Below are 13,223 nucleotides of genomic sequence, written 5' to 3'. Positions count from 1 at the left end.
GGGGAATGAACATCCTCGCCGACGCCGTGCGCGTCACCCTCGGTCCGAAGGGCCGCAACGTCGTCCTCGAGAAGAAGTGGGGAGCCCCCACGATCACGAACGACGGTGTGTCGATCGCCAAGGAGATCGAGCTCGAAGACCCGTTCGAGAAGATCGGTGCGGAGCTCGTCAAGGAGGTCGCGAAGAAGACCGACGACGTCGCTGGTGACGGCACCACGACCGCCACGGTCCTGGCTCAGGCGCTCGTCCGCGAAGGCCTGCGCAACGTCGCGGCCGGCGCCGACCCCATCTCGCTCAAGCGCGGCATCGAGAAGGCCGTCGCGGCCATCACGGCCGAGCTGCTCTCCAGCGCCAAGGAGGTGGAGTCGAAGGAGCAGATCGCCGCTACCGCGTCGATCTCCGCCGCCGACACCACGATCGGCGACCTGATCGCCGAGGCGATCGACAAGGTCGGCAAGGAAGGCGTGGTCACGGTCGAGGAGTCGAACACGTTCGGCACCGAGCTCGAGCTCACCGAGGGCATGCGCTTAGACAAGGGCTTCATCAACCCCTACTTCGTCACCGACCCCGAGCGCCAGGAAGCCGTCTTCGAGGACGCCTACATCCTCATCGCGAACTCCAAGATCTCGAACATCAAGGACCTGCTGCCGATCGTCGACAAGGTGATCCAGGAGGGCAAGGAGCTCGTCATCATCGCCGAGGACGTCGAGGGCGAGGCGCTCGCGACTCTCGTGCTCAACAAGATCCGCGGCATCTTCAAGTCGGCCGCCGTCAAGGCCCCCGGTTTCGGCGACCGCCGCAAGGCCCAGCTGCAGGACATCGCGATCCTCACGGGTGGCCAGGTCATCAGCGAGGAGGTCGGTCTCAAGCTCGAGAACACGACCACCGACCTGCTCGGCAAGGCGCGCAAGGTCATCATCACGAAGGATGAGACCACGATCATCGAGGGGGCCGGCGACACCGCGCAGATCGAGGGTCGCGTGACCCAGATCCGCCGCGAGATCGACAACACCGACAGCGACTACGACCGCGAGAAGCTCCAGGAGCGCCTCGCCAAGCTCGCCGGCGGCGTCGCCGTCATCAAGGCGGGTGCCGCGACCGAGGTCGAGCTCAAGGAGCGCAAGCACCGCATCGAGGACGCCGTTCGCAACGCGAAGGCGGCCGTCGAGGAGGGCATCGTCCCCGGTGGTGGCGTCGCGCTCATCCAGGCCGGCAAGGTCGCCTTCGCCGGTCTCGAGCTGACCGGTGACGAGGCCACGGGCGCGAACATCGTGCGCGTCGCCATCGAGGCGCCGCTCAAGCAGATCGCCCTCAACGCGGGACTCGAGCCCGGCGTCGTCGCGAACAAGGTCGCCGACCTGCCCGCGGGCCACGGACTCAACGCCGCGACCGGCGAGTACGGTGACCTGTTCGCACAGGGCATCATCGACCCCGCCAAGGTCACGCGCTCGGCGCTGCAGAACGCCGCGTCGATCGCCGCGCTGTTCCTCACGACCGAGGCCGTCGTCGCCGACAAGCCCGAGCGCGCCGCCGCTCCGGCCGGCGACCCGACCGGTGGCATGGACTTCTAGGTCTCGATACACCGGCTGCGCCGGCACTCGACCACCGAGGTCAACGCGAAAGGGCCCCTCTTCGGAGGGGCCCTTTCCGTTGCCGGAACCGCGGTCAGCGGAACAGGCTCGCGGTCATCAGCTCGGCGTCCGCATACTGTCGGCCCGCGGTGCCGAGCGCGTGGCTTATCGAGGCGAGCGTCTCGTCGACGTGGCGCTGCGTTGCGCGCCACTCCTCGACCACGCCCTGGAAGGCGAGCGATGCCCCGCCGGTCCACGACGCCTGAAGCTGCGTGAGCTGGGTCAGCATGGTGGATGTCTCGGCCTGCAGCCGATCGATCGTGCCCCGCATCGCGGCGGTGCTGGTGAGGACGGCGTCGCTGTCGACGGAGAAAACGGCCATGGGGCCTCCTTCTGGTGGGGATGTGCCAGCCCAGGCTAGAAGCCGCGCGCTCCCGACCGGGCGGCCGGACGACCGACCGTGGACGTTCCTCCCGCACACGCGGCCTGGGGAGGAGAGGCTCAGAGGTCCGTGTCGCCCACGTCGATGCGGGGCATGGGCTGGGTCGGGATGAGGAGATGTTCTTGCCCCTCCCGCCCGTTCGCGAGGGGCAGGTGCACGCGGAAGGTGGCCCCGCCGCCCGGGGTGTCCTCGACGACGACGGTGCCGTGCAGGGCATCGACGATCGAAGCGACGATGGCAAGCCCCAGGCCGCTGCCCCCGGTCTCGCGGGCGCGAGAGGTGTCTGCGCGCCAGAAGCGCTGGAAGATCTGTTCGCGGATCTGCGCGGGGATGCCTTCGCCGTGGTCGATCACGGCGATCGACGCCGTGCCCCCGCGGGGATCGACGCCGACCTCGAGTTCGATGGGCGAATCGTCGGCGGTGAACCGGCGGGCGTTGCCCAGCAGGTTCGCCACGACCTGCCGGATGCGATTCTCATCGCCCAGCACGATGGGTGCGGTGGCGAGCGGACCCTCGACGACGGGGCGGCCCGGTTTGCGAGCGTCCGCCACCGGAACCAGCGGCGGCTGGGTGGCCCCGGCATCCTTCGCCGTCGTCGCACCCGACGCGGGAACCGGCCGCGGCTTGCGCCGCAGCAGACCGACGGTTCTTCCGGCGAGCGTGATGCCCGACGTCGACGGAGCCCCGCGTCGACGAGGAGCCGGCTCGCCGAGCGCCTCCTGTTCGCCGGTGACGGCCACGACCGGCGCGGGGGCGATGGGCGCCGTCTTGTCGAGAACGGTCACGGTGCGCAGAGGGGATGCGGCGCGCACGTCGAGCGCGGCATCCCGGGCGATCGGGCGCAGATCCACCGGCGCGAGGGCGACCTCCTGATGCTCGTCGAGGCGGGCGAGATTCAGAAGGTCCTCGACGAGCACGCCCATTCGAATCGCCTCCTTCTCGATGCGGTCCATCGCCTGGGCGGTGTCGTCGTCGCCTTCGATCGCGCCCATTCGGTAGAGCTCGGCGTAGCCGCGCACCGTGACCAGGGGCGTGCGCAGCTCGTGACTCGCGTCGCCGATGAAGCGCCGCATCTGGCGCACGGTGGCATCCCGCTCGGAGATCGAGGCATCCACGCGTCCGAGCATCGTGTTGATCGCCAGCTTCAGCCGGCCGACCTCCGTTCCCGGCTCGATGTCGGTCATGCGCTGGCTGAAATCGCCCGCCGAGATCGACATGGCGGTCGATTCCACCTGTCCGAGCCCGCGGAAGGTGAGCGTGACGAGCCAGCGGGTGAGCAGAGCGCCCGCGATGACGGTGAAGAGCGCCAGGATGCTGAAGATGCCGAGATAGGTGGCGATGCTCTGGTCGATCGAGGTGAGCGGGAGCGCCACCAGCTGCGTATAGACATTGCCGGTGCCGGTCACGGGGATGATCGCCACGCTGGCGTGGAAGCCGGCTCCCTTGCCCGTCGATTCCAGGGGGAAAGGCGTCTGCCCCTGGATCTGGGTCTGCTCGAGCTTCTGGGTCGCCGGGTATACAGGCGCGGGGCCGCCGCTTCCGCCGCCGCTGATCACGAAGTCGCCATCGGGCCCGTACAGCGCCACGTAGTACTGGGTGTCCGGCGCGTTGTCCTTGACGTTGAAATCGACGACGCCTGCCTCATCGATGGACACGTCGAACAGATTCTCACCGACGTCGCTCGGAGCGAGGGACACGAGCGACTCGTCGAGGCTCGCGATGAGCGATCCCCGCAGAAACGGCACCGTCCCGATGCCGGCGGCCAGGAGACCACCGGCCAGCACGGCGACGGTCACTCCGGTCACCTTGGCGCGCAGGCTCGTGCCACGCCACCACCGGGTGACCGCATCCGTCTTCTTTGCCAGGACGGCCCCCTCTGTCAAAACCGCGTCAGGCGGTCTTGCCCGCCTTCAGCATGTAGCCGAACCCGCGCTTGGTCTGGATGAGCGACTCGGACGAGTGCGGATCGATCTTACGTCGCAGGTACGAGATGTAGCTCTCGACGATCCCGGCATCGCCGTTGAAGTCGTACTCCCAGACGTGGTCGAGGATCTGGGCCTTCGACAGCACGCGGTTCGGATTGAGCATGAGGTAGCGCAGGAGCTTGAACTCTGTCGGGCTCAGATCGATGGAGGCATCACCGACGAGCACGTCGTGCGTGTCCTGGTCCATCGTGAGCTCGCCGGCGCGGATCACCGACTCCTCGTCGGCCTGCATCGTGCGGCGGAGGATGGCCTGGATGCGCGCCACGATCTCATCGAGCGAGAACGGCTTCGTGACGTAGTCGTCGCCTCCGGCGTTGAGGCCGGTGATCTTGTCTTCGGTCTCGTCCTTCGCGGTGAGGAAGAGGATCGGGGCGGTGTACCCGGCGCCGCGCAGGCGCTTGGTCACGCTGAACCCGTTCATGTCGGGGAGCATGACGTCCAGGACGATCAGATCGGGCTCCTCCTCGAGGACGGCCGAGATCGTCTGGGCGCCGTTGGAGACGGCCCTCACCTGGAATCCTGCGAAGCGCAGGCTGGTGATGAGCAGGTCTCGGATGTTCGGCTCGTCGTCGACGACCAGGATGCGAGGTGCGGTCATGCCCTCATTATGTCGAGGGTTGCCCTCGGCTGCCTGGATATCCGCCGGAACGCCCCAGATGGGGCCGGTCAGGCCGAGAGGCTGCCGCGCGCGACCAGCTCGACGGTCGGGCGAATCGGAGCGCCGGGTGCGACCGTGAGGCGGTTCACGATCAGTCCGGCGCTGACCGCGAGAAGGGCCCGGGCGGCGGTGTCGGGTTCGGGGGCGCCGAGCCGCGCGAGCAAGTCGCGGATCCAGAGCTCGAAACGCGATCGGCCCTCCCGCAGCGCCGGGAGGGGCGACGGTGCGGCCGATGCTTCGAGGAAGAGCGCGTACCGGGCGCGGGTGCGCACGGCGTGCTCTCCGGTCGCGGACTCGAGCAGCCGGCAGAGGGCGTCGACGACGTCGTCCATCGTCTCGGCCGGGGCCATCGCGGCTTCGAGATCCACCCGCTCGAGCTCTGCGATCCAGTCGATGACCCCCGTCACCAGGGCGTCTCGCGTGCGGAACCAGTTCGAGGTGGAGCCCTTCGGCAGGCCGGCCGCGGCATCCACTCGCGTGTGCGTGAGGGCGCGGACGCCCTGCTCTCCGACGAGGGACACGGCGGCGATCAGGGCGCGTTCACGGGTGCTCACGCCACGACCCTAGCATCGGACACTACCTATATAGTGCGATTCCACTATGAACGTAGTATCGTGTCGCCATGGGATACGTGATTCTGGCGGCATGGGTGATCCAGGCGATCGTCGGCGTGACGCTGTTGGTCGGGTGGGTCAGGCATGCGCGCGGCGCCGATTCTCGTGTGGTGTCCGCCCACGTGGCGCTCATGGTGGTCTATCTCGCGCCGTGGATCGCCTTTCTCGCAACCGGTGCCGCGGGATGGGCGTGGGTGGCGTTCGGCGTGCTCCTCGTCGGCATCCCGTTCGGGGACGCGATGATGACGCGCCGCGCTCGCAGGGTGCGGGGCGAGACCAATCCCGGGATGCGCGACTACGGCCTCGCGATCGGGATGGTGTTCACGGGCAAGCTGCCGCCGAGGGTCATCTTCCACGCGCTGTTCGCCCCGGTCGTCTTCTTCGGCTCGCTCGCGGTGGCGATCGGGGCGACGGTGGGGTCGGGGGGTTGAGGGGGAGTGCGGCTGCGCCGGCACTTGGAGATCTCGATACGGCGCTGCGCGCCTACTCGATCTTGACGCCGATCGCATCAACGCGGGCTTCGCCCGCATTGATCCGATCGGCGTCAAGGATCGTATAGCTGTAGCCCTGCTCGGCGAGGAACCGCTGGCGGTTCTGCGCGAAGTCCTGGTCGACGGTGTCGCGGGCGATGAGCGTGTAGAAGCTGGCCGTGCGGCCGGACTCCTTGGGGCGCAGCAGGCGGCCGAGGCGCTGGGCCTCCTCCTGGCGCGAGCCGAACGATCCCGACACCTGAATGGCGACGGATGCCTCGGGCAGGTCGATCGAGAAATTCGCGACCTTCGACACCACGAGCAGCGAGATCTCGCCGACGCGGAACTGCTGATAGAGCACCTCGCGCTCGTCGACGGGCGTGGCGCCCGTGATCTTCGGCGCGTCGAGCGCCTCGGCGAGGATGTCGATCTGATCGAGGTACTGGCCGATGACGAGGATCCGCTCACCGTCGTGGCGCTCGACGAGCCGGCGCACCACCCCGATCTTCGCGTGCGCGGTCGCGGCGAGACGGTAGCGCTCGTCATCCGCCGCCGCCGCGTACTCGAGACGGTCGCCCGCCGGAAGGTCGACGCGCACTTCGTAGCAGACCGCGGGGGAGATGTAGCCCTGGGCCTCGATCTCCTTCCACGGTGCGTCGAAGCGCTTGGGGCCGATGAGGCTGAAGACGTCGCCCTCGCGGCCGTCCTCCCGCACGAGCGTCGCCGTCAGTCCCAGCCGGCGGCGCGCCTGCAGGTCGGCGGTGAGCTTGAACACGGGCGCGGGCAGCAGATGCACCTCGTCGTACACGATGAGCCCCCAGTCGAGGGCATCGAGCAGTGCGAGGTGCGCGTACTCGCCCTTCCGCTTCGCGGTGAGGATCTGGTACGTCGCGATCGTGACGGGCCGCACCTCCTTCGCCTGTCCCGAATACTCGCCGATCTCCTCGGCGGTGAGCGTCGTGCGCTTGAGCAGCTCGTCGCGCCACTGGCGGGCGCTCACCGTGTTCGTGACGAGGATGAGGGTCGTCGTGCCGGTCGCGGCCATCGCGCCCGCTCCGACGAGCGTCTTGCCGGCGCCGCAGGGCAGCACCACGACGCCCGAGCCGCCCTCGGTGAAGCTCTGCACGGCCTTGTTCTGGTAGGGCCGCAGGCCCCATTCGCGCTCGTCGAGATCGATCGGATGCGGGGTGCCCGGCGTGTAGCCGGCGTGGTCTTCCGCCGGCCACCCGATCTTCAGCAGTTCCTGCTTGATGTGGCCGCGTGCCCACGCGTCCACCAGGTAGGTGTCGGGGGAGGGGTGCCCGATCAGCAGCGGCTGGATGCGCTTGTTCCGCGAGACCTCGGCGAGCACGGCGGGATCGGTGCTGCGCAGCACCAGCAGCCCCTCGTCGTCGCGCTCGATGACGAGCCGCCCATATCGGCCGACGGTCTCGCGGATGTCGATCGTGACCGAGGGCGGCACGGGGAACTTCGACCACTTCTCGAGCGTCTCGAGCATGTCGTCGGCCTGGTGGCCGGCGGCGCGGGCGTTCCACAGGCCGAGGCGCGTCACGCGGTAGGTGTGGATGTGCTCGGGTGCGCGCTCGAGCTCGGCGAAGATCGCGAGCTCGTGGCGCGCGGTCTCGGCGTCGCGGTGCGCCACCTCGAGCAGCACGGTGCGATCGCTCTGCACGATGAGTGGGCCGTCAGACATAACGGTCCATTCTACGGGAGCGACCGGGCGAGGCGGCGTCAGGCCACGGTTCGCACGCTGACGATGCTCGACACCGGCAGCGTGCGCTCGACGTCGGCGCCCTTGTCGCGGCCCCGCAGGCGGCCACCGCCGAGGCCCGTCGCCTCGAGCAAGAACTCCCGGCTCGAGCCGTCGGGAAGCGCCACCACGACCGCGACGATCGACCTGGTGCGCACGGCGGCATCGAGCTCCCGCCCCAGCCAGGCCGTGTCGGCATCCGCCCCCTGCCCCGCGCGGAGCGTCGCGACGAGCGTCGCGTAGCGCTCGGGACGGCCATCGGTGCCGGCCTCGGCGGGCGCGAGCCGGAAGCGGTGCAGCGTCTCGGGCCGGCCCGTCTCATCGACCGCGATCACGGGGTACCGCGCGTCGGCGAGCGCCCAGTAGACGGCATCGCGGGCGACCCGGGAGCGCAGGCCGTCGCCCTCGCGCGAGAGCCCGAGCGGCCGCAGCGCCTGGTCGACGGCGAGCATCTCGGTGACGCCGCCGTCGGCGCTCGTGATCTCTGTGCGGCCGGATGCCGGATCCACGCCGACGCGGACGAGTCCGTACCTCGTGCCGGTCCGCTCGATGAGGTATTCGAGCGGCTGCGGGACTCCCGTCAGCGACAGCTGCGCCAGAAACTCGCGCAGCGTCTCCGCGGTCTCGCCTTCGGTCAGCGCAGAGGCGATCGAGTCGGCCGTGAACCGGTAGGTGGATGCCTGGGCGTGGGATTCGCGCACCGCCATCGTTCTCAGCCGCACGTCGAGGCTCGGTGCGAGAGGCCCGGGAGCGATCGCCGTCAGATCGTTCTGGAGGTAGACGCGCTCGACCTCGCTGGGCAGCAGGGCCTGCAGCGAAGAGGCGTCGGCGTCCTCGCCGCGGCGCAGCGGTGCGGCCCAGGGCGGCTCTCCGCCGTCGTCGGCGACGAGGCCCGCGAGCCGCGCCTGGTCGAGGAGGGCTGCGGCGCGCGCCGGCCACGCGGGATCGAGGGGGTACGCCGCCGGCCATTGCGCGGGATCGAGCCAGCCGCCCTCGGCCGTGCGGAGACCGGCGGGAAGGGCCGCGCGCAGGCCGCGGGCGATGCTCGCCCAGCGCGCCGCCGTCGGCTCGCGCAGCCAGGCCGCACCGGCCGCAGTCGCCATCCACGCGCGCGCGGAGGGACGCAGCAGCCCCGCCGTCTCGGCGAGCGCGATGAGCCCGTCGACCTCGGCCGGGTCGGCGACGACCCCCTGGTCGACGAGGCGCCGGCGATCCACCGCACCGACGAGGCCGGTGCCGATGCGCCCGAGGGGGGTGTGCAGGCATGCGATGAGCGTCTCGGCGAGCGCGCCGATCGTGGTGAAGGCGCGCTCGGCGGCGCGCGCGGCGTGTTCCGGTGACGCGGGCGCGGGGCTCGAGGAGGGCGACTCCGCGATCTCGGCGCCCGCGAGCGCGGTGGCGACGGCGGCGTAGGGGCGTCCGGACTCGTCGATGAGCGCCAGGGCCTCCAGCGGGGCGGCCGCCTCGCCCCGAACGGGGGTCGCGCCCTGGACGGCGCGGACGAGCTCCGCGGCGAGCGGGCGGGGCAGGTCGGCCAGCGCGTGGGCGATGGATGCGGCATCCAGCAGTGCTTCGGCGGCATCGAAGAAGTCCCGCCACGGCGAGCCGTCGGCCACCTTGCGCTCGTCGAAGAGCCGGGCGAGGTCGTGGTCGTCGCGCGCCGCCAACCGCGTTGCGAGCGTGCGGGCGTCGGTTGTCATGGCGGGCATCACGAGCTCTTCGCGGCTCGCGACCTCCGTACGAAGCTCATGATCAGCAGGGCGATGATCAGCAGGAAGGCGATGGGCAGCCCGAAGAGGGGGATGGCGGCGATCATCGGCCAGATACCGGTGGCGAAGTCCGCCTGCTTCATCCCCATGCCGCTGCCGATGATGATCGCGAAGAAGCAGACGATCGAGAGGATGGCGATGCCGAGCGACATGAACGCGAGAATGCGATCGATGCGACGGATGGGAACGTCGCCGGACGCCGATGTGCTCATCCTGCCAATCGTAGTCCGTTCCCGGGCGCGCGCCGAGGCCGGTCGGGTCACGCCCGCCCGGCGACAACGGCGTGCCGTAGGCTTGAAGGACGGGGGTCCACCGGCTCCCGTGGAGGACGTCCGTCGGAATCTCCGGGCGGCGAGATCACAGCGAGGTTTGTCATGCCCACCGGCAAGGTCAGGTTCTACGACGAGGAGAAGGGGTTCGGCTTCATCGCCTCAGATGACGGCCAGGACGTCTTCCTGCACGCTTCCGCGCTGCCCGCCGGGACCACTCCGCCCAAGGCGGGCACGCGACTCGAGTTCGGTGTCGCCGACGGCAAGCGCGGTCTGCAGGCGCTCTCGGTGCGCGTGCTCGAGGCGCCTCCCAGCCTCGCGAAGGCGAAGCGCACGTCGGCCGACGACATGGCGATCATCGTCGAGGACCTCGTGAAGCTGCTCGACGGCATCGGCGGAGACCTCCGCCGCGGCCGCTACCCCAGCGGGACCCACGCGAAGAAGATCGCGGCCGTGCTCCGCAAGGTGGCGGATGACTTCGACGCCTGATTCCCGCCTGCTCGAGGCCCACGATCTCGCCCGCAAGGCGCTCGCGGAGATCACGCCCGAGGCGACGATCGGCGACCCGGCCGGGCACCTCGTCGAGGACGACGGCGTGCTCTCGCTGCTCTTCGAGAACAGGATGCCCGGCTACCCCGGGTGGTTCTGGACGGTCACCCTCGCCCGCGTCGGCGAGGACGAGCCGACTGTGCTCGAGGCCGAATTGCTGCCGCGTGAGGGCGCCCTCCTGGCTCCCGACTGGGTTCCGTGGGCCGAGCGCCTGGCCGACTACCAGGCGCTGCAGGCCGCCGGCGCCGTCGCGAGCGAGGACATCGACGAAGAGCAGTTCGAGGATGTCGATGACATCGACGCGACGGACTTCGACACCGACGGCTCGCCCATCCTGCACGCGGGCGACGTCGACGGCGTCGACATCGACGTGCTGGATGAGACCGCCCTCGATGAAGACGACGACGAGTCGGACGACGATGACGAAGAGTCGGATGACGAAGAGTCGGATGACGACGACGAGGCGCCGGATGACGAAGACGACGACTCCGACGCCGAAGACGACGACTCCGACGAGGACTGAACCGACCGGAATCGAACCGAACCTGTAATCCGGCCGTCATCCGGGGGTTGCATCCCCCGGATATTCTGGCGCCCAACGGACTCAGGCGCGGTGCCAACGATGTCGCCCCTTTTGCTCTGCAAGGAGTTGACATGGCACCATCCGGCACCGCCGTCGCACGCCCCCGCTCGATGCCCGGCACGCCCCTCTCGCCGAACGTGCCCGGCAGAACCGCCGAGCGACGCGACATCCAGGGCCTGCGTGCGGTCGCCGTCGTGGTGGTCATCCTCGACCACTTCCTCGGCTGGCCGGCCGGCGGCTTCATCGGCGTGGACGTCTTCTTCGTGCTGTCGGGGTTCCTCATCACGGGGCTGCTGCTGCGGGAGTACGAGCGCAACGGGCGCATCTCCATCGCGGACTTCTACCGCCGCCGGGTGCGCCGCATCCTCCCCGTCTCGCTTCTCGTGCTCGGCCTCACGGTCGTCGCGGGCCTCCTGCTGTTCTCACCGGTGCGCGCGGCATCCACTCTCGTCGACGCCTTCTGGACGCTGATCTTCGGCATCAACTGGCACCTCGCCATCGTCGGCACCGACTACATGCAGGCCGCCGGTCCCGTCTCGCCGCTCCGGCACTACTGGTCGCTCGCGGTCGAGGAGCAGTTCTACGTCGTGTGGCCGATGATCATCATCGCCGTCTTCGCGATCGCCGCCGCGCTCATGCGCCGCCGCCCGGCGGTGGCCGGCAGGGACGACCGTGCCGCGGGTCGGCGGGGCCTGCTCATCGCCGCGGTCGTGGTCGTCGTCGCGAGCTTCGCCTGGTCGCTGTACGAGTCGGTCGCGATGCCCTCGTTCGCGTACTTCTCGACCTTCAGCCGCGCGTGGGAGCTCGGCCTCGGCGCCCTGCTCGCGGTCACGGCGCCGTATCTCGTCAACCTCTCGCCCCTCGTGCGCACCGCTCTCGCGTGGGTGGGCCTCGCGGGCATCGCCGCAAGCCTCTTCGTGATCTCGCCGGCGAGCGTGTTCCCGGCACCGTGGGCGGCGCTTCCGGTGCTCGCGACCGTCCTCGTGCTCATGAGCGGTGTCGGCACGCAGGCGCGGGGGATCGGCATCCTGACCAACCGGGTGAGCACGTACGTCGGCGACATCTCCTACTCGCTCTATCTCTGGCACTGGCCGATCTTCGTGTTCGCCGGCGTGCTCATCCCCACCGATACGCCGATCGCGTTCGCCGGAATGCTCGCCCTCACGACGCTGCTGTCGGTGTTCTCGTACCACTTCCTCGAAGATCCCGTGCGCCGATCGTCGTTCCTCGAACCGCGGTGGCGCCGCGTGGCCAAGCGCAGGGCACAGCGCCCGGGCGGACTCTCGGCGCGGGCGATCGGGCTCGGCTGGCTGGGCGCGCTCGCCGTCGTGACCGTGGTGATGATGGCCTTCGCGATGACGTTCGCCGCCGTGCTCAAGACCCCGCCGGCGGCCATCGTCGTCGAAGCCGCCCCGGCCGCGGGATCGGAGACCCTCTCGCTGCAGGAGCAGCGCACCGCCGAGATCGCGACCGCGCTCTCGGCCACCGCGTGGCCCGCGACCGACCCGTCGCTCGACACGCTCGGCAAAGAGGCGGGCGCGGCGCAGTGGGTGAACGATGACTGTCTCAACATCTACAGCAACGCCCGCGACTCCTGCGTCTACGGCGACCCCGCCTCCGAGAAGCTGGCCGTGCTGCTCGGCGATTCGACCGCCATCTCCTACCTGCCGGCGCTGATCGGCCCGATGACCGAGGCCGGCTACCGCATCCAGGTGCTCACGATGTTCTCGTGCCCGGCGTACGACATCGCCGTCGGCCCGGTCGGCTCCGAAGCGGCGAAGGTCTGCGACCTGCAGCACGGCTGGGTGTACGACTACGTGGCGCAGCTGCGGCCCGACATGGTGCTGATGTCGACGCTCGCCGGCTCGGTCGTGAAGCTCGCCAGCGGCACGAACGACGCGACGGCGGTGACCGAATATCAGGATGCCGCGGCGGCGACGCTCGCGACGCTCTCGCCGTCGGTGGGCGAGATCGTCGTGATCAGCCCGCCCCCGGCGAACGAGAAGCCGGTCACCGAGTGCAAGACCCCCACAAACGGCCCGGCCGCGTGCGTCTACAAGGCGTCCGCGCTGTACCGGAGCGTGCTCGACGCCGAGCGGGCGGCCGTTGCCACCCTGCCCGAGCAGGCGCGCTACATCGACGTCTCACCGTGGCTCTGCAACGCCGGCAGCTGCCCGCAGTTCATCGGGACGACGCCCGTGTCGTGGGACGGCATCCACCTCACCGACAAGGCGTCCGGCAACCTCGCCCCGCTGTTCAAGGAGGCGCTGTTCGCTACCGCGGAAGACAGCGACGTGACCGCCGGCGCTGACGGTTAGGAGTTCTCGATGACCCAGTCGATCGAGTGGATCAGCTGACGCACGTCGTCGGGTTCGATCGAGACGAAGGTCGCGACGCGCAGCTGGTTGCGGCCGAGCTTGCGGTACGGCTCGGTGTCGACGATGCCGTTAGCGCGCAGCGTCTTGGCGATGCTCGCGGCGTCGATCGCCTCGTCGAAGTCGATGGTGACGACCACCTGCGAGCGGTGCTCCGGGTTGGTGACGAACGGGGTGGCGAAGGCCGC

12 protein-coding genes and 1 pseudogene are annotated in these 13,223 nt (G+C 69.7%); 5 read left to right on the top strand and 8 right to left on the bottom strand.

Annotation, left to right across the window (positions count from 1 at the left end; all coding sequences use genetic code 11):
* On the top strand, positions 1-1,571 hold a 1,571-nt coding region (groL, locus tag VNT50_RS02200; protein WP_325483472.1), incomplete at its 5' end, for a chaperonin GroEL.
* A gap of 94 nt (positions 1,572-1,665) precedes the next feature.
* On the opposite strand, the gene VNT50_RS02195 is transcribed toward groL, so the two are convergent.
* The 4 genes from VNT50_RS02195 to VNT50_RS02180 form a co-directional block, all read right to left on the bottom strand.
* Positions 1,666-1,953 (bottom strand): WXG100 family type VII secretion target, encoded by a 288-nt coding sequence (locus VNT50_RS02195; protein ID WP_325483471.1) that lies wholly within the window; start codon positions 1,951-1,953, stop codon positions 1,666-1,668.
* A gap of 119 nt (positions 1,954-2,072) precedes the next feature.
* Positions 2,073-3,896: a sensor histidine kinase gene (locus VNT50_RS02190; RefSeq protein ID WP_325483470.1), complete on the bottom strand. Its 1,824-nt coding sequence runs from the start codon at positions 3,894-3,896 to the stop codon at positions 2,073-2,075.
* A 7-nt stretch (positions 3,897-3,903) separates the two neighbouring features.
* Positions 3,904-4,596, bottom strand: coding sequence for a response regulator transcription factor (locus VNT50_RS02185; RefSeq protein ID WP_325483469.1), 693 nt, complete (start codon positions 4,594-4,596; stop codon positions 3,904-3,906).
* Positions 4,597-4,664: 68 nt separating this feature from the next.
* Positions 4,665-5,210, bottom strand: a complete 546-nt coding sequence (locus VNT50_RS02180) for a TetR/AcrR family transcriptional regulator (RefSeq protein ID WP_325483468.1) — start codon at positions 5,208-5,210, stop codon at positions 4,665-4,667.
* Between the two features lie 68 nt (positions 5,211-5,278).
* Here VNT50_RS02180 and VNT50_RS02175 point away from each other — a divergent pair, with 68 nt between their 5' ends.
* On the top strand, positions 5,279-5,701 hold the full coding sequence (locus VNT50_RS02175) for a hypothetical protein (RefSeq protein ID WP_325483467.1): 423 nt from the start codon (positions 5,279-5,281) through the stop codon (positions 5,699-5,701).
* Positions 5,702-5,753: 52 nt separating this feature from the next.
* Here the strand turns inward: VNT50_RS02175 and VNT50_RS02170 are convergent, their stop codons facing one another.
* The 3 genes from VNT50_RS02170 to VNT50_RS02160 are packed head-to-tail and all read right to left on the bottom strand — an operon-like array spanning position 5,754 to position 9,471.
* Positions 5,754-7,433: a DNA repair helicase XPB gene (locus VNT50_RS02170; RefSeq protein WP_325483466.1), complete on the bottom strand. Its 1,680-nt coding sequence runs from the start codon at positions 7,431-7,433 to the stop codon at positions 5,754-5,756.
* A 38-nt stretch (positions 7,434-7,471) separates the two neighbouring features.
* Positions 7,472-9,199 carry a helicase-associated domain-containing protein gene (locus VNT50_RS02165; protein WP_325483465.1) on the bottom strand — a complete coding sequence of 576 codons (1,728 nt, stop codon included), beginning with the start codon at positions 9,197-9,199 and terminating at the stop codon, positions 7,472-7,474.
* Positions 9,199-9,471 carry a multidrug ABC transporter ATPase gene (locus tag VNT50_RS02160; protein ID WP_325483464.1) on the bottom strand — a complete coding sequence of 91 codons (273 nt, stop codon included), beginning with the start codon at positions 9,469-9,471 and terminating at the stop codon, positions 9,199-9,201. The genes VNT50_RS02165 and VNT50_RS02160 overlap by 1 nt, the downstream gene beginning before the upstream one ends.
* A gap of 162 nt (positions 9,472-9,633) precedes the next feature.
* Here VNT50_RS02160 and VNT50_RS02155 point away from each other — a divergent pair, with 162 nt between their 5' ends.
* The 3 genes from VNT50_RS02155 (at position 9,634) to VNT50_RS02145 (ending at position 12,978) form a co-directional block, all read left to right on the top strand.
* Positions 9,634-10,017 (top strand): cold-shock protein, encoded by a 384-nt coding sequence (locus VNT50_RS02155; protein WP_325483463.1) that lies wholly within the window; start codon positions 9,634-9,636, stop codon positions 10,015-10,017.
* Positions 10,001-10,600 carry a DUF3027 domain-containing protein gene (locus tag VNT50_RS02150; RefSeq protein ID WP_325483462.1) on the top strand — a complete coding sequence of 200 codons (600 nt, stop codon included), beginning with the start codon at positions 10,001-10,003 and terminating at the stop codon, positions 10,598-10,600. Before VNT50_RS02155 ends, VNT50_RS02150 begins: the two co-directional genes overlap by 17 nt.
* Before the next feature lie 131 nt (positions 10,601-10,731).
* On the top strand, positions 10,732-12,978 hold the full coding sequence (locus tag VNT50_RS02145) for an acyltransferase family protein (RefSeq protein ID WP_325483461.1): 2,247 nt from the start codon (positions 10,732-10,734) through the stop codon (positions 12,976-12,978).
* Here the strand turns inward: VNT50_RS02145 and VNT50_RS02140 are convergent.
* Positions 12,975-13,223 (bottom strand): annotated as a pseudogene (locus tag VNT50_RS02140) (phosphoserine transaminase); the annotation flags it as partial. The gene VNT50_RS02145 and the pseudogene VNT50_RS02140 overlap by 4 nt on opposite strands.

The organism is Microbacterium sp. (assembly GCF_035554235.1).
Lineage (GTDB): Bacteria > Actinomycetota > Actinomycetes > Actinomycetales > Microbacteriaceae > Microbacterium.
The sequence above is the reverse complement of the archived record's forward strand: the minus strand, read 5'-3'. Positions and strand labels throughout refer to the sequence as shown.